Below are 18533 nucleotides of genomic sequence, written 5' to 3' on the forward strand. Positions count from 1 at the left end.
CCGCCGCAGCGGCCCCACGGGTCACGTGTTGTCGCGCGTGCTGTGCCATCCTTGGCGGACGGCTCGTGTGCATGCCCCGGTGTTGCACCGCTGTGCAAGAGTCGGCAAGCTCATTCGCAGGAGGGAGGTGCAGCGTGGCGAAGTTCGGCGAAGGCGGCGAGCTGCTCAAGTGCTCGTTCTGCGGTAAGTCCCAGAAGCAAGTGCGCAAGCTCATAGCGGGTCCGGGCGTCTACATCTGCGACGAGTGCATCGACCTGTGCAACGAGATCATCGACGACGAGATCGAGACGACGACGGAGACGCCGTTTGAGGCGGTGCCCAAACCCCGCGAGATCTTCGCGTTCCTCGACGATTACATCATCGATCAGGACAGGACCAAGACGATTCTCTCGGTGGCTGTCTACAACCACTACAAGCGCATGCGCCTCGAGCCCTCCGGCCCGGGCGCAGCGGAAGACGTCGAGATCGCCAAGTCGAACATCCTGTTGATCGGCCCCACCGGCTGCGGCAAGACGATGATGGCGCAGACGCTGGCGCGCATGCTCAATGTGCCGTTCGCCATCGCTGACGCCACGGCGCTCACCGAGGCCGGCTATGTAGGCGAGGACGTCGAGAACATCCTCCTGAAGCTGTTGCAGGCGGCCGACTTCGACGTGAAGCGTGCCGAGACCGGGATCGTCTACATCGACGAGATTGACAAGATCGCACGCAAGGCCGAGAATGCATCGATCACCCGCGACGTCTCGGGCGAGGGCGTCCAGCAGGCGCTGCTCAAGATCCTGGAGGGCACCGTGGCGTCGGTTCCCCCGCAGGGCGGCCGCAAGCATCCGCACCAGGAGTTCTTGCAGATCGACACCAGCAACGTGCTGTTCATCTGCGGGGGAGCATTCGACGGGCTTGAGCGCCTCATTGCCGACCGCGTCGGCGAGCGCGGCGTCGGCTTCGGAGCGACGCTGCGCAACGTCACGGACAGTTCAGCGCTCGACATCCTTCCGGATGTGCTGCCTGAAGATCTGCGGCACTTCGGCCTGATTCCCGAGTTCATCGGCAGGCTCCCGGTGGTGGGAGTCGTTGACCCGCTGGGTCCCGATGCATTGCGACGCATCCTCACCGAGCCGAAGAATGCGCTGGTGCGCCAGTACCGCCGCATGTTCGAACTCGACGACGTTGAGCTCGAATTCACCTCTGACGCGCTCGAGGCGATCGTGGATCAGGCGATGTTGCGCAACACCGGCGCCAGGGGCCTCCGCGCGATCCTCGAAGAGGTGCTGCTGGGGTTGATGTACGACTTGCCGAGCCGCGACGACGTTGCTCGATGCATCGTCGACCGGAAGGTGGTGCTGGACAAGGTGAACCCGACGCTGGTACCCCGTTCGACCGTGACGCGCCGCGCATCTTGAAGCCTGGGCCGCCAGCATCAGCAGCCGGCCCGCTGCGCGACTACGAGGCCGCTGTCGACTGGCTGGATTCCCACATCGACCTCGAACGTCTGCTCGGCAGCCCCGAGGCAACGCCGCCCACGCTGGACCGCATGTGGACGCTCATGGGTGTCCTGGGCGACCCGCAGGACAGCGTGCCAGCGATTCACATCACCGGAACGAACGGCAAGGGCAGCACGGCACGGCTGGCCGTGGCACTGCTCGGGGCGTGCGGCCTCGCTGCGGGCAGCTACACCTCGCCGCACATCAATCGTGTCAACGACAGGATCGCGGTGGCCAACGAGCCGCTCGACGACGACTCGTTCACGATGGCGATCAGCGAGATTGCCGTCTTCGAACCGATGGTGACCGAGCGCTGCGGTGAACGGCCGAACTACTTCGAGGTGATGGCCGCCGCCGCGTACAACTGGTTTGCCTCCGCGGCGCATGTGAACGTGATCGAAGTCGGCATGGGCGGGCGCTGGGATGCGACCAACGTGGTGGATGCCACGGTGGCGGTCATCACCAATGTGGGTGCCGACCATCTCGAGATCATCGGACCCACGCTGGCAGACGTGGCCCAAGAGAAGGCCGGGATCATCTCCGCCGGGTCGACCGTCGTCTGCGGCGAGACGACACCTGAGCTCAGCGACATCGTGGCTGCCGCCGCCAGACAGGAGGGGGCCGAGCTGTGGCGGCGGGGCGTCGACTGGGACGTTGCGGAACGTCAGCCCGCAGTCGGCGGCCAGCTCGTGACCGTTCGCACCCCCTTCGGCGAGCACGCTGACCTTTTCGTGCCACTCCACGGCGCCCACCAAGCAACAAATGCCGCCACCGCCATCACCTCAGTAGAGGCCTTCTTCGGTCGCCCTCTCGACGACGACGTCATAGCGGCCGCGCTCGACGACATCGCGCTGCCAGCCCGCTTCGAGATCGTCGCCCGCCAGCCAACAGTGGTCATCGACGGCGCACACAACCCCGCCGGCGCCGCAGCGTTGCGCGACACGCTGGCGGAGTCGCTGCTGGTCGATCCCGACAGGGCCGACAGCGCTGGGGTGCTGGTCATCGGGGCGAACAGGCCGCACGATCCCGCTGCGTTCTGCGAAGCGCTCGGCCTCGGCTCCTTCGACGCGGTCGTCGCCACCGCGGCGCAGTGGCCGCGCGCGCTGCCGCCTGCTGAGATCGCAGCGGCCGTGGAATCTGCTGCAGGCGCTGACGGGGCATCCATCGGCCACCGGCACCCGCTCGAGATCATCAACACAGACAGCGTCTCGGAAGCTGTGCAGGTTGCCCGTGAACTGGCCGGTTCCGACGGAATCATGGTGGTGAGTGGCTCGCTGTACGTTGCCGCTGAAGCGCGGCGACTTCTGGGGGCTGACCCGCATTAGCCTCGGACGCGCAGCCGACGGCGCATCGCGTCACGACGCGAGCCAGGCCGAGGGAGACAGCGATGCGGCAAACGCTGGTGATCTGCAAGCCCGACGCTGTCGAGCGCGGCCTCGTCGGCGAGATACTTGGCAGGTTCGAGCGCAAGGGGCTCGCCATCGCGGCCTTGGAGCACGGGGTCATCGAGCGTGACACGGCCGAGCAGCACTACGCCGAACACGCCGGCAAGAGCTTCTACGCGCCGCTTCTGGAGTTCATCACCCGCTCGCCATCGGTGGTCATGGTGCTCGAGGGTCCCGCTGACGCAGGCGACGACGTGTTCGCCGTTGTGCGCACCCTCATGGGTGCCACCAATCCCGCCTCGGCAGCGCCGGGCACCATCCGGGGCGACTACGGGCTGTCCCCGACCGAGAATCTGGTGCACGGATCCGACAGCGGAGCCTCTGCCCAGCGGGAGATCGCGCTGTTCTTCCCGTCACTCGGGCAAGCCAGCAACACAGCGAACAACGGGGCCGCCGAGAGCGCTGCCTCGATCAGTGAGGTGAGCGGCTGATGGCGTCGAACGGACCATCCCGACCCCGCCGGCGTGGATCGGTGTTCGGAGGCCGAGACATTGCTGTTGATCTCGGAACTGCGAACACGATCGTCTTTGTCCGCGGCAGGGGAATCGTGCTCAATGAGCCCTCGGTGGTCGCTGTCGACTCCATGACCGGCAACTCGCTGGCCGTCGGTCTCGAAGCCAAGCGGATGATCGGTCGAACGCCGGGCAACATCACCGCGATCAGCCCGCTCAAGGACGGCGTGATTGCTGACTTCGACATCTGCGAGAAGATGCTTCGGCACTTCATCAACGAAGTCAGCCAGACGCGCTGGCCCAAGCCGCGCATGGTGATCTGCGTGCCATCGGGGATCACTGGTGTGGAGCAGCGCGCAGTGCAGGAAGCGGCCGAATACGCGGGCGCCCGCCGCGCGTACATCATCGAGGAACCGATGGCCGCGGCGATCGGCGCCGGGCTGCCGGTGCAATCGGCGCAGGGAAGCATGATCGTCGACATCGGCGGCGGCACCACGGAAGTGGCCGTGATCTCGCTCGGCGGCATCGTGACGGCTCGCTCGGCTCGCATCGGCGGCAACATGATCGATGCCTCCATCGTCGCCCACGTCAAGAAGGAACATGGCCTCGTCGTGGGCGAGCGCACCGCGGAGGAGATCAAGCTCGCACTCGGTTCGGCGTGGCCGCTGGAGCAGGAGATCTACGCCGAGGTACGCGGCCGCGACATGGTCAGCGGGCTGCCTGAATCGGTCAGCGTCGACAGCCTGGAGATACGTGAAGCGATCGCTGGGCCGGTCAGTGCGATAGTCGATTCGGTGAAAGCGACCCTCGACGACACGGCGCCGGAGTTAGCAGCCGATGTCATGGACTACGGCATCACGCTTGCGGGCGGCGGGGCGATGCTGCGCGGTCTGCCGGATCGACTGCGCTCGGAGACAGGCGTTGCAGTCCACATCGCGGAGGACCCGCTGTTTGCCGTCGTGCGCGGTTCAGGCCAGACGCTCGAAGAGTTCGACGTCCTCCACGGAGTGCTGTACTCCTCCACCGAGGGGCGCTGACGCCCCCGGCTGTGGCCCGACGCGCCGGCATTCGGAGACGCACTTGGCTCCGTTTGGCCCTGCTCGTCGTGACAGCCATTGCATTGCTCACGCTCGACGCACGTGGTTCGGGCGGTGTGCTGGACACTGCCCGCGGGGCAACGCAGGAAGTGCTGGGACCGGTGCGGCGATTCGGCGACTGGGTGACCGGTCCTATTCGCAATGCGTGGCAGGGCTTGATTGGCTTCGACGAACTTGAGACAGAGAACGCGCAGCTGCGAGGAGAGTTGGCTGAGGCGCGTGCATCGGTTCTTCGGGTCGGCGAGCTGGAACGGGACCGCCAAGAACTGCTTGCGCTCTTGGATGCCCGCGATGTGGTCCGCGCGATTCCGCGGGTCACCGCGCGGGTCATTGATGCGCCTGTGTCGAACTTCGAACGCACCATCCTTCTGGACCGCGGTCGTCGTGACGGCATCCGCGAGGGCATGCCGGTGGAGAGCGGCGACGGGTTGATCGGGCGGGTTGTGGAGGCGGACCCGTCCTGGGCGAGCGTGGAGCTGCTCACTGATCCGAATTTCGATGTTGGCGTGCGCATCGTCCGGTCCGGGGATGGCGGTTTGGCCTCGGGGCAGGGGCCGGGCCGCTACCTGGAGGTGAGCTATATCGAGCTGGAGACCGTCGTCATTCCCGGGGAGACCGTGGTGACGAGCGGCTTTGCAGGCAGCACGTTCCCCGCAGGGCTGCTGGTGGGCACGGTCACCGATGTCGAGCCGGATGCGGTGCGGGGCGCGCAACGGGTCACCGTGCACCCTGCTGCCGACCTTGAGCGCCTTCGCTGGGTACAGGTGCTGCTCTACGAACCCAACGTCCCCGAGCCCGTGATCGTGGATCGCGAGCCTCCCGAGGCTGAACGATGATGGCCGGTGCTGGGCCGCTGGCCCGATCGACCCTGGTGTTGGCTGTTGCCGTCGTCGTCCATGTGGGTCTGCTGGCGCACATAACACCGGCGGGAGTCATCGTCGATCCGCTGGTCCTGCTGGCCGTCGCGGGCGGCATGATGGGCGGCCGCAGCACGGGGGCGACCTTCGGCGGGGGCTGCGGCCTCGCGTCCGATCTCATCCTTCACACGCCCTTCGGCATGTCGCTGCTCGTGCTGACGCTGGTGGGATACCTGTCGGGTGCCATCACCGAGCAGATCCCCTCGGCCGGCAGGCTCGCCCGCGCCGCGATCGCGTCATTGCTGGCAGCGGGCGGGATCGGCCTCTTCGCTGGCGCCGGCTGGCTGATGGATCTCGTCTACGTGACAGAGGCACCGATCGTCCGCATCGCCATCGTGACCGGCGTTGCGTCCCTGCTGACCAATCCGCTGCTCGAGCGAGCGACTCGCTGGGCTCTCATCATCCGCCCGCGCATGACCGTCACTCCAGAAAGCACGGCGCGCGGTGGATGACCGGGTCCGCCGGCGGATGGCCTTCATCGGCATCGTGATGGTGGGCCTGTTCGGGGCGCTGTTCACCCGCCTGTGGTACCTGCAGGTGCTCGAAACCGAGCAGTTCGCGGTGGCCGCCGAGTCGAACCAGGTCCGCATCATCATCACGCCACCCACCCGCGGCCGCATCCTCGACCGACACGGCGTGGTGCTGGCCGACAACGTCCGCACCGGCGTGGTCACCTATGACTATTCGAGGTACAGCGACAAGCACACCGAAGCGGTGCTCACCGAGTTGGCCGACCTGCTCGATGTGCCTGCAGAGCGGCTCAGCCAGGGATTTGCAGACCAGCGCACGCACCCGCTGGCCCCGAAGGTCGTCGCGACCGGTCTCGACGAAGACGGTCTGCTGCGCGTCGCGGAGCGCTCGATCGCCGGAGTGGAGGCCAGGTGGGACTGGGTGCGCGTCTACCCGCAGAACGAGGTGGGTGCGCACATCGTCGGCTACGTCGGGGCGATGTCTGAGCGCCAGCACCGCGAGCTGATCGATGACGGCTACCTGCCGTATGAACGGGTCGGCAGGGCGGGCATCGAGGGTCTCTTCGAAGCCGAGCTCCACGGCGAACCCGGGCGCACCAAGCTCGAGGTCGACCGGCAAGACCGCGTGCAGCGGATCTTGGCTGATGTCCCTCCCGAACCGGGACACGACATCGTGCTGTCCATAGACGTCGAATTGCAGGCTGCCACCGAGTCATACCTGCGGCAGGGACTGATCGCAGCACGCAAGACAGTGAGCGAGGACTCCGGCTTCTTCTACCCGGCGCTCACCGGAGCTGCTGTGGTGATGGACGTGCGCAACGGCGATGTGCTGGCCATGGTGTCGCACCCGACCTACGACCCCACGTGGATGGTCGAGGGGCTGTCGTTGGCGGAGTACCGGTCGGTGTTCGAGAATCCCTACGCACCGGGCGCGCTCAACAACCTCGCTGTGCAGGGCACCTACTCGCCCGGTTCGGTGTTCAAGCCGGTGACGGCGCTCGCCGGTCTGGATGCGGGGCTCATCTCGCCGCGGGCGGCCTTCCACGACGTGGGCTACTACAGCATCCCCGATGCGCGTGGCTGCACCGGCCGCTGCACGTTCTTCAATGCCGATCGGGCTCCCCTCGGCACCTTGGACCTGTCCGGCGCATTGACTCGCTCGAGCGACGCGTACTTCTACAAGGTGTCCGACGACCTGTACTGGATCGATGGTCCTGAGCAATGGGCTATCCAGGACATGGCCCGCTCGCTCGGATTCGGGTCGCCGACCGGCGTGCAGCTGCCGTTCGAGAAATCGGGCCGCGTGCCCGACGGCGACGTGAAGCAGACGCTCTTCGAGTTGAGTCCCGAGGCGTACAACCCCTACGACGAACCAGCGCGATGGTTCCCGGGCGACAACATCAACACCGGCATCGGCCAAGGGTTTGTCGCCGTGACTCCCATGCAGCTCGCCAACGCCTACGCCACGATGGCCAACGGCGGCACGCTCTTCTCGCCGAACATCGTCGAAGCGGTGGTCTCGCGGCGCGCTGAGTCGTTCGGTGAGCCGGTGCTGACGTTCGAACCGCGGGTGCTCGATGTGGTGGACTTCCCCGCAGGAAGCGCGGTGGTGCGGGAAGGGTTGAGCAACGTCACGAACTCCCGGTTGCGAGGCACCGCCGCGAGGGCCTTCGAGGGTTATGACCATGAGGGCTACCCGGTGTCGGGCAAGACCGGCACGGCCCAAGCGCAGGGTTTGAACGCGGTGCTGCGGCGCAAGAAGGAGGACACAGCGGTGTTCGTTGCGTGGGCGCCGTCACACGACCCCCGCTATGCCGTCGCTGTCGTCATGGAAGAAGCTGGCTACGGCGGTGAGGCGGCTGCGCCTGTGGCCCGACGGATCCTTGAGGCAGTGCGGGCCTACGAGCAGCGCTGGCCCGAGCCCCAGATCGCATTCTCGCCACCCCAGCCGGAGTGCCCTGAGGTGCCCGAGGCGCTGCGAGGCGATCCGGCGTTCTTGGGCTATGTGCCCGAAGGCTGCCCGTGGGGCATACAGCTGCCGCGTGCGAACACGCCGTCGGATGCGGACGGCGACGGCATCCCCGACGTGGACCAGATCGAGGGTGCGCTGCCGGCAAATGTCCCACGCCGCAGCGGGTCGCTGCGGCGCAATGAAGCATTCCCCACCGTTGGGGCCGGGTCATGATTGCGCGGCTGCTGAACCGTTCACAGACGCGGCGAGAACTGCAGTCGCCAGCGTGGTTCGCCGACTACTCATTGGCACTGGCTGCCATAGCGGTAGCTCTGCTCGGAATAGCGATGAACTACTCCTCCACATGGCGGAGTCTCTCCTTCGAAGGCGGCGACCCGTGGACGGTGGCGCGACGCCAGGCGATCTTCGTGGGAGTCGGCATCGTGGTGATGATCATCGCTGCCGTCGTCGACTACCGGGTGCTGCGCTTCTACGCGACTCCGGCCTACCTGTTGGCGCTCGGAGCGCTGGGGGCGCTGCTGTTCTGGGGGCCCGAGATTCGCAATGCGCGGTCCTGGTTTGTGCTGCCCGGCGTGGGATTCCAGGTGCAGCCTTCCGAGTTCGCCAAGCTCGTCGTGATCGTGTCGCTAGCGGCGTTCGTCGCCAGCCACGAGGGATATCTGCGCTTCGACACGTTGTTCAATGCGGGCCTGCTGCTCGTGGTGCCCATGAGCCTGATCTACCTGCAACCCGACCTCGGCACGATGCTGGTCTTCGTGGCCGTCGCCATGGGCATGCTGCTGGTCGCAGGGGCGCAGCTGCGTCACATCGTGGTCATTTCGCTCACCGGAATCCTGGCGCTCGTGCTGGTGTTCAGCATCGACGCGTTCCAAGGCCCCCGCCTGCTGAGTGAGACGCAGCGAAACCGCTTGACGGCATTCCTGGATCAAGAATTCGAACCCCTGGAGGCCTCCTACAACCTGCGTCAGAGCCAGATTGCCATTGGGGCGGGCGGCATCTGGGGCCAAGGCTGGAAGCAAGGCACCCAAACCAACCTGGACTTGGTTCCTGAGCAGCACAACGACTTCATCTTCACGGCGCTGGGCGAGGAATTCGGTCTCGTCGGCGGCACGCTCCTGCTCGCGCTCTATGCGTACATGTCCCTGCGTATATGGCAGATCGCCCGCGTCGCCAGCGACCCATTCGGGCGATTACTCACCGTTGGCATCCTCTCCATGCTGCTGTTCCAGGTGTTTCAGAACATCGGCATGACCATCGGCATCATGCCCATCACTGGCATCCCGTTGCCGCTCATGAGTCATGGCGGCTCGGGCACGGTCACCGCCTTCGCGGCAGTGGGCATCGTCATCAGTGTCGGAGCGCGGCGCTACACCCTCTAGCCGCAGCGGGCGTACACCGCTTGACTCAGCACAAGGGCCGGTAGCGTTGAGGTTGCAATGACAACGCTGTGGCCCCGGCTCGAGCCCTTGCTGCCACGTGTCTCCAAGCCGGCGAGGTACATCGGCTGCGAGGACGGGATGCAACGACCGACCGTCGGCCCGCACCTCACGTCGTGGCTTCTGGCCTATCCCGACACGTACGAGATCGGCCTGCCGAACCAGGGCTTGCAGATCCTCTATGAGCTGCTGAACGAGCGCCCGGACGCCAGCGCCGAGCGCACCTACGCACCGTGGATCGACCTGGAGGCCGAGATGCGAGCCGTGGGGCTGCCGCTGTTCTCCGTGGACACGCATCGAGCGGCAGGCGAATTCGACATCATCGCCTTCAACCTCTCAGCAGAGCTCGTGTACACCAACGTGCTCAACTGCATCGACCTGGCGGGGTTGGAGGTGCGTTCGGCCCATCGCAGTGATGCCGACCCGCTCATCGGTGCCGGAGGTCATTGCGCATACAACCCTGAGCCCATGGCGGACTTCGTGGACTTCTTCGTCATCGGCGATGGCGAGGAGGTGGTTTCCGAGATCACCGAAGCCGTCGGTGCCTGGAAGCGAGCTGGCAAGCGGCCGGGCACGCGCGCCACCATCCTGCGAGACCTCGCAGGAATCGAGGGCGTGTACGTGCCGGCGATGTACGACGTCGCCTACGACGGGCCGGCACTTGCCGCCGTCACACCGAAGTACCCGGACGTGCCGGCGCTGGTTGCCAAGCGCACGGTCGCCGATCTTGCCGAGTGGCCGTATCCCCGCCGGCAGCTGGTGCCGGTGACCGAGGTCGTCCACGACCGGCTCTCGGTGGAGGTGTTCCGGGGATGCACCCGGGGGTGCCGCTTCTGCCAGGCGGGGATGATCACCCGTCCGGTTCGTGAGCGCCCTGCTGCGCAGGTCCGCGAGATGGTGACGGCAGGCCTCGAGCGCAGCGGCTACGACGAAGTCAGCCTGATGTCGCTGTCCACGGCCGATTACAGCGGGATCGCCGAGCTCGTGCGTGACACGGTCACCGGTGGCAACAGCACAGACGGCGGAGCCGGTGGCAACAGCTCAGGCGGCGCTGATGCCAACCGGATCAGCGTTTCGCTGCCCAGCATGCGTGTCGATGCCTTCACCGTCGATGTGGCGGCGCAAGTGTCCCGCGCCCGGCGCACGGGGCTCACCTTTGCCCCGGAGGCGGGGTCGTGGCGGCTGCGCCAGATCATCAACAAACTCATCACCGAAGAAGACCTGTACGGGGCGGTGCGCTCGGCCTACAGCCAGGGCTGGCATCGCATGAAGCTGTACTTCCTCACAGGGCTGCCTTCGGAGATGGACCCTGACACCGAGGCCATCGCCCACTTGGCCGCTGCCTGCACCCAGATCGGGCAGGAATACACCAAGCGCGCATCGGTGACGGTGTCGTTGGGGGGCTTCGTGCCCAAACCGCATACGCCGTTCCAGTGGTTCGGGCAGAACCCGCCCGAAGAGTTGGCGCGCAAGGTGCGGTTGGTGCGCTCGGCGCTGGGTCGCAACCGGCGAGTGCAGCTGAAGTGGCACGACCCGGCCGCTTCGACAGCGGAGGGCATCGTCAGCCGGGGTGATCGCCGCGTCGGGGCGGTCATCGAGTACGTCTGGCGCAAGGGCGGCACGTTCCAGGAGTGGAGCGAGCGCTTCGACTTGAGCTTGTGGGAAGAGGCCATGGCAGCGAGCGGCCTCAGCCTCGACTGGTACGTGTATCGCCATCGAGGCGAGCACGAGGTGCTGCCCTGGGACCACATCGGCGCCGGGCTGCACCGCGACTTTCTCTGGCACGACTGGCAGGATGCCCTGGCCGGGCATGGCCTGCCTGACTGCCGATGGACCCCGTGCTACGACTGCGGGGCCTGTACTGAATATGGGATCGAGCACATGGTTGCGTCCCCCGTCGCCCCCAATGGCGGCAGTCAGGGGACGGGACAGGATCTCGCGACCGGCCATCTCGTGCCGGTTGAGCTGCGCCCCCGCCAGTTGGCGGGCGCAGGCGCACCGAGCGGAGGTAGCGCATGATGCGCTGGGCCACCGCACCGGTGCCGAGCTGCAGTGCCGCTCCCACCCTCGTGGGTGGGAGATGTCATTGAGGCTGCGCGTCCGCTTTTCCAAGGTCGGCAAGATCCGCTTCATCGGGCATCGCGACGTGGCTCGCGTCACCGAGCGCGCCGTGCGCAAGGTGGGGTTGCCGGTGATCTACAGCCAGGGCTTCTCGCCTCGGATGAAGCTGAGCTTCGGACTGGCGCTGCCCACCGGGTATGAGTCGGAGGCCGAGTTCGTGGAGCTGCCGCTCGTTGCCGATGCGGTGCGTGACGGGGGTGCTGCAGAGCCGGGTGCCAGGCATGCAGCCGGTCCTGTGATTGCCTGCCGGAGCGGCGATCACGCACCCTGCGAGCACGGGCCGACATCGGCTGCCCCGAGCTACTGCACCGTTGCCGAGGCGCTCAGCGAGGCGCTGCCGGTGGGCATGGAGGTGTCCGCTGCGGTGCTGACCGACGGCCGCGGTCCCTCGCTGCAGGCGGCGGTTCATTCGTGCGGCTGGGAGTTCGACATCGTGGGCCTGGATACGGCCGCAGCAGCGAAAGCGGTTGCAGACTTCCTTGCCGCCGGTACCGTCGTGACGGAACGGGTGCACAAAGGCGAGACCGTGAGTTCGGATATTCGACCCAGCGTTGAGGTGCTGCAGGTGGTCGGATGCTCGGATCGAGGGGCGGTGCTGAGCGCCGAGCTGTCAGCTACGCCCCGGGTGGTGCGCCCTAGCGAACTGGTGCCAGCGCTCGCGCCGGCACACGAGATGGGCATAGCCCGGAGAACACATCAATGGACGAGCGGCGCCGCGGGACGAGCCGAACCGGCCGTGCCTGCCGTGTGCGCCCAGAAGAACAAGGAACCCATCAGTGGATGAATCAACACTGAACGACCCCACACCCGCCGTACGCAAGCGACGGCTGGTTGTGCCCCCTACACAGAACGAACACACCGAGGACAAACCAGAGTCCAAGGCAAAACCCAAACCCAAGGCCAAGTCGGAACCCAAGGCCAAGCCCAAAGCAGGATCCGGACCCAAGCCGAAGTCGAAGGCCGACTCCCCTCAGGCCGAGCCCGAGTCCACCAAACCACCGGTACCGCCGGTGCCGCCGCCGGCTCGCAAGCCCCAGATCGGCGACAGCCGCCCGGCGCCGGCTCAGCAGTCACCCGAAGGTGAGGGCACCGGCGGGCGCCGCCGTCGCAGGCGGGGCGGCCGCGGACGCGGCGGACGGGGCCGATCCGGCGAGGCCGCCTCGACTACGGAGGCTCGCAATGGCTCCCATGCGCCGGTCGAGGCCATCCTGGCCGACCAGCGGCCGCTAGAGCTCGACGATGAGCAGCTCACCGAGCGCCGCGGCAAGTACCGCAACGGCAAGCCGCTGGGCCGGTACCGGATGTGCGTGCATGTCTCTGAGGGAGCAACGCACATCTCCGTGCTCGAAGGCCGATCGCTGATCGAGTACTACGTCAGCCGTCCTTCCGACGACATCTCCGAGATCTACGGCAACCTCTACCTCGGTCGGGTGCGGCGTGTGCTTCCGGGCATGGAAGCGGCGTTCGTCGACATCGGCACGCCCAAGCAGGCGGTGCTCTACCGGGGCGATCTGACCGTTGCCTCCGACGAGAGCGATGACGACGGCGGATCGGAACGCAAGCGGGCCGGCGGGCGGCGAGGGCGTTCAGTGTCAGGGCCCGCGATCGGCGAGCTGATCAAGAACGGCCAGACGATCATGTGCCAGGTCATCAAGAACCCGATCGGCCACAAGGGTGCCCGCCTGACCACGGAGGTGTCGCTGCCGGGCCGTTTCGTGGTGCTCATTCCGAACAGCAGCGTGATGGGCATCTCGCGTCGGCTGCCCAGCCGCGAGCGGCGCCGTCTGCGCAGCCTGCTGGCCAAGGAGATCCCCGATGGCTTCGGTGTCATCCTGCGGACGGCTGCCGAGAACGTCACTGCGGCCGAGATCCGCCGCGACATCGAACGGCTCACGCAGCAGTGGACCAAGATCTCCGAGCTGGCGGAGCGCTCCGATGCGCCTGTGCTGCTGTTCCGGGAGCCCGAGTTGGCGGTGCGCATCATCCGCGAGCAGTTCACCGCTGACTTCCGTGAAGTGGTGATCGATGATCCGGCGCTGTTCGAACAGGTCAAGGGCTACATGGAGGCGGTGGCGGCACCCTTGGTGGACCGCATCCGGTATTACGACCCGGTCGCTGAACGTTTGCCGCTGTTCGAGCGGGTGCACGTGGCTGAGCAGGTGCGCAAGGCCACCGACCGCAAGGTCTGGCTGCCGTCGGGCGGGTCGCTCATCATCGAGCACACCGAAGCGTTGACGGTGATCGACGTGAACACGGGGCGCAACGTGGGCAAGTCCAGCCTGAACGAGACGCTGTTCCAGAACAATCTGGAGGCCGCTACCGAGATTGCGAAGCAGCTGCGGCTGCGGGACATCGGCGGGATCATCATCATCGACTTCGTGGACATGGACGACAAGCAACAGCGGGACAAGCTCATGTCGACGCTGAACGAGGCGCTGGCCCGCGACAAGACCCGCACGGCCACCGAGCCGATTTCGGACATGGGCATTGTGCAGATGACCCGGATGCGAACCGGTGAGGGGTTGCTGGAGTCGATGTCGGACCCGTGCGAAGCGTGCGACGGACGCGGCATCGTGCTGCGCGAGTCGCTGTTTGCCTGATCACTCGACGCTGGGCCGAAAAACCACTCGCCGATCCAGTGGCCTCATCGGTATCCTCTCCAACCGATGTACGCAGTCATCGCTACCGGCGGCAAGCAGCGCCGCGTCGAGGCCGGCCAGCGGCTCGACATTGAGCTGCTCGCGGTGCCGCCCGGCGAAGAGGTCACCTTCACGCCGGTGCTGGTGGTGAATGACGGCGCAGTGTTGGCGACGCCCGACGAGCTGGTCGGAGCCTCGGTGACCGGCCGGGTGGTCGGCGAGGTCAAGGGGCCCAAGATCGACGGCTTCACCTACAAGAACGCCACGACCAACCGGCGCAGGTGGGGACACCGGCAGCGCTACAGCACGGTCGAGATCACCCACATCGCCACCCCCTAGGGGCATCCCGGCGGGCGCGCGAGACCGGACACCAAAGGACACACCATGTCGAAGACCAAGGGCGGAGGCTCCACTCGCAACGGGCGCGACTCTGTAGCCAAGCGCCTTGGCGTCAAGGTCTATTCGGGGCAGGTCATCGATGCCGGCGGCATCATCGTGCGCCAGCGGGGCACCAAGTTCCATGCGGGGCGGAACGTGGGCCGCGGCAAGGACGACACGCTGTTCGCGACAGCTCCCGGTGTCGTGCGCTTCGGCTATCGCCGCGGACGCCGGCTCGTCGACGTCGTGCCGTCGTAGTTCTCCCATACTTCATCCCGAGACCTGAAAGCGTCTGCGAGGACGCTGATGAGCGACTTTGTCGACGAGTGCCAGCTGCACGCGAAGGGCGGTGACGGCGGGGCGGGCTGCGTGTCGTTCCGCCGCGAGTCCCACGTGCCGCGCGGTGGCCCCGATGGCGGCGACGGCGGTCACGGCGGCGATGTGTGGGTCGTCGCGGACCGCAACGTGGCATCGCTGCTGGCGTTCCGCGACTTCCCGTTCCGGCGCGCCACCGATGGCGGCCACGGCCAGGGACGCAAACGGCATGGCCGCAACGGTGCCGATGAGCTGGTACATGTGCCCGAGGGCACCATCGTCCGCGACCGTGACGGTGCTGTGCTGGCCGACCTCGTACATGCCGGCGATCGCTGGCTGGCGGCGCAGGGCGGGCGCGGCGGCCGGGGCAATGTCCGCTTCGCTTCGAATCGGATGCGCGCGCCTCATTTTGCCGAGCAGTCCGAACCAGGTGAGGAGCGCTGGCTCGGCCTGGAGCTGAAGCTCATGGCCGATGTCGCACTGGTGGGATTCCCGAACGCAGGCAAGAGCACCTTCATCAGCGCCGTGTCGGCGGCGCGACCGAAGGTCGCTTCCTACCCGTTCACCACGCTCACGCCCAGTCTCGGAGTGGTCCGGCTCGACGACGGCTCCGGAATCGACGCGGACAGTTTCGAGATGGTGATCGCCGATGTGCCTGGGCTGATCGAAGGTGCCGCGCAGGGCAGGGGCCTCGGGCACCAGTTCCTGCGGCATGTGGAGCGAGCACGGGTGCTGATGATCATGGCCGATTTGGCCGAAGTCGCAGATCGCGATCCCCATGAACAGGTGGATGTGCTGCTTGGCGAACTCGAGCTTCACGACCCCGCGCTCGCAGCGCGGCGACGGCTGGTCGTGGGCACCAAGGCCGACGTGGCCCACCTCTCCTGGGACGGACCGCGGCTCAGCGCGGTGACCGGCGAAGGCGTGGCACCGGTGCTGGGTCAGCTACGCGATCTGGTGTCCGAAGCCAGGCAGATCGACGAGGCTCCTGCCCAATACGTCGTGCACCGCCCCGAACCCACCGGCGTGACGGTGCTGCGCCTTGCGGACGGGGTCTTCGAGATCGAGGGCCGTCAAGCCCGCCGCGCCGTCGCCCTGTCGGATCTCACCGATCCCGCTGCGCTGGCATGGGCGCAGCGGCGCTTGGAGAAGCTTGGCGTGTCACGGGCCTTGGCCCGCAACGGCGCCCAGTCGGGCGACTTGGTGCGCATCGGCGATTTCGAATTCACGTACGAGCCGGATACATGACTCAGGTGGCTGTGTTCAGAAGTGCGAGACGGCAGGATTGGCGCTGATGCCTGCCTCACTGCGGCTGATTGCCAAGATCGGGACGTCGTCCATCACCACATCGGATGGGCGCGTCGATCTCGATGCCGTCGCGAAGCTGGCATCGGATGTCGCCGTCGTGCGCGCAGCCGGTCACGAAGTGATCGTGGTCACCTCCGGAGCGATCACCGCAGGTGTGCAGCGGCTGAACGTCGAGCGACCCACCGAGCCGGAACGGCTCCAAGCGCTGTCAGCCGTCGGCCAGATCGACCTCATGGCCTCCTATCGGGAGCTCTTCGCTGCCGAAGGCATGGTTGTCGGCCAGGTACTCATCGCCCCGCACGACTTCCGCGATCGCGACCAGTACTTGCACGCCCGAGCCACGTTCCATCATCTGCTCGATCTCGGCGTCGTGCCGGTCGTCAACGAGAACGACGCGATCGCCGACGATGCCATCCGCTACGGCGACAACGATCGGATCGCCGCCCTCGTCGCCAACCTGGTGCGCGCTGATGCGCTGATCCTGCTGACCGACATGCCCGGTGTGCTCACGGCGGACCCGAACATCGACCCGGAAGCCTCGCTCATCTCGGAGATCTTGGAGGTGAGCCCGTCTCTGCAGGCCGCAGCCGGCTCTGCGAATGCGGTGGGCAGCGGCGGCATGGCCTCCAAGCTGGCAGCAGCCCGGATGGCTTCGTGGAGCGGTGTGCGCACGGTGATCGCCTCCGCCCGCCGTCCCGACGTGGTCGCCGACGCCGCTGCGGGCCGGCCGGGTGTCGGCACCACCGTGCCGGCACGAGATGCACGAGTCTCCGCTCGCAAGCTCTGGATCGGCTTTGCCGTCGCGGCGAGAGGATCGGTGACCGTTGACGACGGCGCCCGTCGCGCCGTGTCGGCTGGCGGAAAGTCGCTGCTTGCGGCCGGCGTCGTCGGGCACGAGGGTTCCTTTGCCGCCGGCGAAGCCGTGGACATCGTCGACCGGCAGGGGGAGACCTTCGCGAAGGGCCTCGCGGCTATTGACGCCGACGGCCTGCGGGCCACCGCAGGCCTGCGCAGCGACCAACTGCCCGAGGGATTGCACCCACTGGTCGTGCACCGCGATGATCTCGTCGTTTTGGGGTGACGCCACTAGCCTGCTCAGAGGCTGAGCCGAATGGCGAAGCCGTGGCCCGAGCGGCCCGTGAGCGCAGCGAACAAGAGCGGGAAACAATGGGTGACGCAAGGGGAAGCTCCGTCAATCCGCGCATCCTCGTAGGTGCCTGACGTGGAGATGATCGCCCTCGGCCAGCGCGCGAAGGCCGCGGCGACCGTCTTGGCGCAAGCATCCGGCGCTGTACGAGACGATGCCCTGCTGTCGGCCGCAGATCTGCTGGGTGAGGCGACCGACCGCGTGCTCGCAGCCAACCGCGACGATGTGGCCAATGCTGAGGCTGCCGGCATTTCAGCGACGCTCATCGACCGGCTGCGGCTCGACTCTGGCCGCATCTCGGCCATGGCGGCAGGACTACGCAACGTGGCAGCCCTTGCTGACCCAGTCGGCCAGGTGGTCGACGGGTGGGTGCGGCCCAACGGCTTGGCAGTGGAACGGGTCCGGGTGCCGCTCGGCGTAGTGGCGATCATCTATGAGAGCCGGCCCAACGTCACTTCAGACGCTTTCGGGTTGTGCCTGAAGTCGGGCAACGCTGCGCTTCTGCGGGGCTCGGGGGCCGCGCTGAACTCCAACATGGCGATCGCCGAAGCGCTGCGGGAAGGCTTGGTCAAGGCGGGCTTGCCCGCAGACGCGCTGGTGCTGGTCACCGATACGCGCCACAGCGCCGCTGCCGAGTTCATGCAGCTGCGCGACCACATCGACTGTCTCATTCCCCGGGGCGGCCCAGCGCTCATCGCCTCGGTGCTCGCCAATGCCACCGTGCCCTATGTCATCGACGGCGACGGCAACTGCCACGTGTACGTTGACACGGCGGCAGATCTGGACATGGCAGCCAACATCGTCGCCAACGCGAAGCTCAGCCGCCCCTCGGTGTGCAACGCAGCAGAGTCACTCCTGGTCCACCGCGACGTGGCTGACGCGTTCCTGCCGCGCATCGTCGGCGACTTGGACGGCGTGGAGCTCGTGGGCGACGCCGCAGCGCAGGCAATCTCGCCCGAGATCGGTCCGGCCAGCCCCAGTGACTTCTCGACAGAGTTCCTCTCGCTCAAGATGAGCGTTGCGATCGTCGATGACCTCGACTCTGCCATCGACCACGTCAACCAGCACGGCACGGGCCACAGCGAGGCCATCGTGACCGGAGATCTGGCCGCTGCACAGGAATTCACCCGCCGGGTGGATGCCGCTGCCGTACTCGTCAACGCCTCGACGCGCTTCGTGGACGGGGAGGAATTCGGCTTCGGCGCAGAGATCGGCATTAGCACCCAAAAGCTGCACGCCCGTGGCCCCATGGGCCTTGAACAGCTCACGACCACCAAGTTCGTGGTGACCGGAACGGGTCACACACGGGGGTAGCCGTGCCGAAAGGTGGCCGCGGCTGCCACACTGTCTGACCG

Annotated in this window: 16 protein-coding genes; all 16 read left to right on the forward strand. The window is 66.8% G+C overall.

Going from position 1 to position 18533, the window contains the following annotated elements:
* Nucleotides 1–134: 134 nt before the first annotated feature.
* Complete coding sequence (gene clpX, locus ACOGI8_RS06070; protein WP_419855982.1) at nucleotides 135–1400, forward strand: ATP-dependent Clp protease ATP-binding subunit ClpX; 1266 nt, start codon at nucleotides 135–137, stop codon at nucleotides 1398–1400.
* Nucleotides 1397–2806 (forward strand): bifunctional folylpolyglutamate synthase/dihydrofolate synthase, encoded by a 1410-nt coding sequence (locus ACOGI8_RS06075; RefSeq protein ID WP_419855983.1) that lies wholly within the window; start codon nucleotides 1397–1399, stop codon nucleotides 2804–2806. The genes clpX and ACOGI8_RS06075 overlap by 4 nt, the downstream gene beginning before the upstream one ends.
* Before the next feature lie 62 nt (nucleotides 2807–2868).
* Nucleotides 2869–3357 carry a nucleoside-diphosphate kinase gene (gene ndk, locus ACOGI8_RS06080; protein WP_419855984.1) on the forward strand — a complete coding sequence of 163 codons (489 nt, stop codon included), beginning with the start codon at nucleotides 2869–2871 and terminating at the stop codon, nucleotides 3355–3357.
* On the forward strand, nucleotides 3357–4415 hold the full coding sequence (locus tag ACOGI8_RS06085; protein WP_419855985.1) for a rod shape-determining protein: 1059 nt from the start codon (nucleotides 3357–3359) through the stop codon (nucleotides 4413–4415). Before ndk ends, ACOGI8_RS06085 begins: the two co-directional genes overlap by 1 nt.
* An 11-nt stretch (nucleotides 4416–4426) precedes the next feature.
* Nucleotides 4427–5311, forward strand: coding sequence for a rod shape-determining protein MreC (mreC, locus tag ACOGI8_RS06090; protein ID WP_419855986.1), 885 nt, complete (start codon nucleotides 4427–4429; stop codon nucleotides 5309–5311).
* Nucleotides 5308–5844, forward strand: coding sequence for a hypothetical protein (locus ACOGI8_RS06095; protein ID WP_419855987.1), 537 nt, complete (start codon nucleotides 5308–5310; stop codon nucleotides 5842–5844). Before mreC ends, ACOGI8_RS06095 begins: the two co-directional genes overlap by 4 nt.
* Nucleotides 5837–8047 carry a penicillin-binding protein 2 gene (gene mrdA, locus ACOGI8_RS06100; protein ID WP_419855988.1) on the forward strand — a complete coding sequence of 737 codons (2211 nt, stop codon included), beginning with the start codon at nucleotides 5837–5839 and terminating at the stop codon, nucleotides 8045–8047. Before ACOGI8_RS06095 ends, mrdA begins: the two co-directional genes overlap by 8 nt.
* Nucleotides 8044–9213 carry a rod shape-determining protein RodA gene (rodA, locus tag ACOGI8_RS06105; RefSeq protein ID WP_419855989.1) on the forward strand — a complete coding sequence of 390 codons (1170 nt, stop codon included), beginning with the start codon at nucleotides 8044–8046 and terminating at the stop codon, nucleotides 9211–9213. Before mrdA ends, rodA begins: the two co-directional genes overlap by 4 nt.
* 57 nt (nucleotides 9214–9270) lie before the next feature.
* Complete coding sequence (locus ACOGI8_RS06110) at nucleotides 9271–11289, forward strand: TIGR03960 family B12-binding radical SAM protein (protein ID WP_419855990.1); 2019 nt, start codon at nucleotides 9271–9273, stop codon at nucleotides 11287–11289.
* 61 nt (nucleotides 11290–11350) lie between these two features.
* Nucleotides 11351–12175 carry a TIGR03936 family radical SAM-associated protein gene (locus tag ACOGI8_RS06115; RefSeq protein ID WP_419855991.1) on the forward strand — a complete coding sequence of 275 codons (825 nt, stop codon included), beginning with the start codon at nucleotides 11351–11353 and terminating at the stop codon, nucleotides 12173–12175.
* Nucleotides 12168–13991 (forward strand): Rne/Rng family ribonuclease, encoded by a 1824-nt coding sequence (locus ACOGI8_RS06120; protein WP_419855992.1) that lies wholly within the window; start codon nucleotides 12168–12170, stop codon nucleotides 13989–13991. The genes ACOGI8_RS06115 and ACOGI8_RS06120 overlap by 8 nt, the downstream gene beginning before the upstream one ends.
* A 66-nt stretch (nucleotides 13992–14057) precedes the next feature.
* Nucleotides 14058–14369, forward strand: a complete 312-nt coding sequence (gene rplU, locus ACOGI8_RS06125; RefSeq protein WP_419855993.1) for a 50S ribosomal protein L21 — start codon at nucleotides 14058–14060, stop codon at nucleotides 14367–14369.
* Nucleotides 14370–14414: 45 nt separating this feature from the next.
* Nucleotides 14415–14666: a 50S ribosomal protein L27 gene (gene rpmA / locus ACOGI8_RS06130; RefSeq protein ID WP_419855994.1), complete on the forward strand. Its 252-nt coding sequence runs from the start codon at nucleotides 14415–14417 to the stop codon at nucleotides 14664–14666.
* A gap of 48 nt (nucleotides 14667–14714) precedes the next feature.
* Nucleotides 14715–15971 (forward strand): GTPase ObgE, encoded by a 1257-nt coding sequence (gene obgE, locus ACOGI8_RS06135; protein WP_419855995.1) that lies wholly within the window; start codon nucleotides 14715–14717, stop codon nucleotides 15969–15971.
* 46 nt (nucleotides 15972–16017) lie between these two features.
* Nucleotides 16018–17112, forward strand: coding sequence for a glutamate 5-kinase (gene proB, locus ACOGI8_RS06140; protein WP_419855996.1), 1095 nt, complete (start codon nucleotides 16018–16020; stop codon nucleotides 17110–17112).
* Nucleotides 17113–17259: 147 nt separating this feature from the next.
* Nucleotides 17260–18492, forward strand: coding sequence for a glutamate-5-semialdehyde dehydrogenase (locus tag ACOGI8_RS06145; protein ID WP_419856372.1), 1233 nt, complete (start codon nucleotides 17260–17262; stop codon nucleotides 18490–18492).
* Nucleotides 18493–18533 lie beyond the last annotated feature (41 nt).

It is taken from the genome of Candidatus Poriferisodalis sp. (assembly GCF_965204195.1).
Taxonomy (GTDB): Bacteria; Actinomycetota; Acidimicrobiia; order Acidimicrobiales; family Poriferisodalaceae; genus Poriferisodalis.

Bases quoted from the DNA above. Each gene is read 5' to 3' on its own strand.
- ndk (WP_419855984.1), top strand. From the start codon at position 2,869: ATGCGGCAAACGCTGGTGATCTGCAAGCCCGACGCTGTCGAGCGCGGC.
- ACOGI8_RS06085 (WP_419855985.1), top strand. From the start codon at position 3,357: ATGGCGTCGAACGGACCATCCCGACCCCGCCGGCGTGGATCGGTGTTC.
- ACOGI8_RS06095 (WP_419855987.1), top strand. From the start codon at position 5,308: ATGATGGCCGGTGCTGGGCCGCTGGCCCGATCGACCCTGGTGTTGGCT.
- rodA (WP_419855989.1), top strand. From the start codon at position 8,044: ATGATTGCGCGGCTGCTGAACCGTTCACAGACGCGGCGAGAACTGCAG.
- ACOGI8_RS06110 (WP_419855990.1), top strand. From the start codon at position 9,271: ATGACAACGCTGTGGCCCCGGCTCGAGCCCTTGCTGCCACGTGTCTCC.
- ACOGI8_RS06115 (WP_419855991.1), top strand. From the start codon at position 11,351: ATGTCATTGAGGCTGCGCGTCCGCTTTTCCAAGGTCGGCAAGATCCGC.
- rplU (WP_419855993.1), top strand. From the start codon at position 14,058: ATGTACGCAGTCATCGCTACCGGCGGCAAGCAGCGCCGCGTCGAGGCC.
- rpmA (WP_419855994.1), top strand. From the start codon at position 14,415: ATGTCGAAGACCAAGGGCGGAGGCTCCACTCGCAACGGGCGCGACTCT.
- obgE (WP_419855995.1), top strand. From the start codon at position 14,715: ATGAGCGACTTTGTCGACGAGTGCCAGCTGCACGCGAAGGGCGGTGAC.
- proB (WP_419855996.1), top strand. From the start codon at position 16,018: ATGCCTGCCTCACTGCGGCTGATTGCCAAGATCGGGACGTCGTCCATC.
- ACOGI8_RS06145 (WP_419856372.1), top strand. From the start codon at position 17,260: ATGATCGCCCTCGGCCAGCGCGCGAAGGCCGCGGCGACCGTCTTGGCG.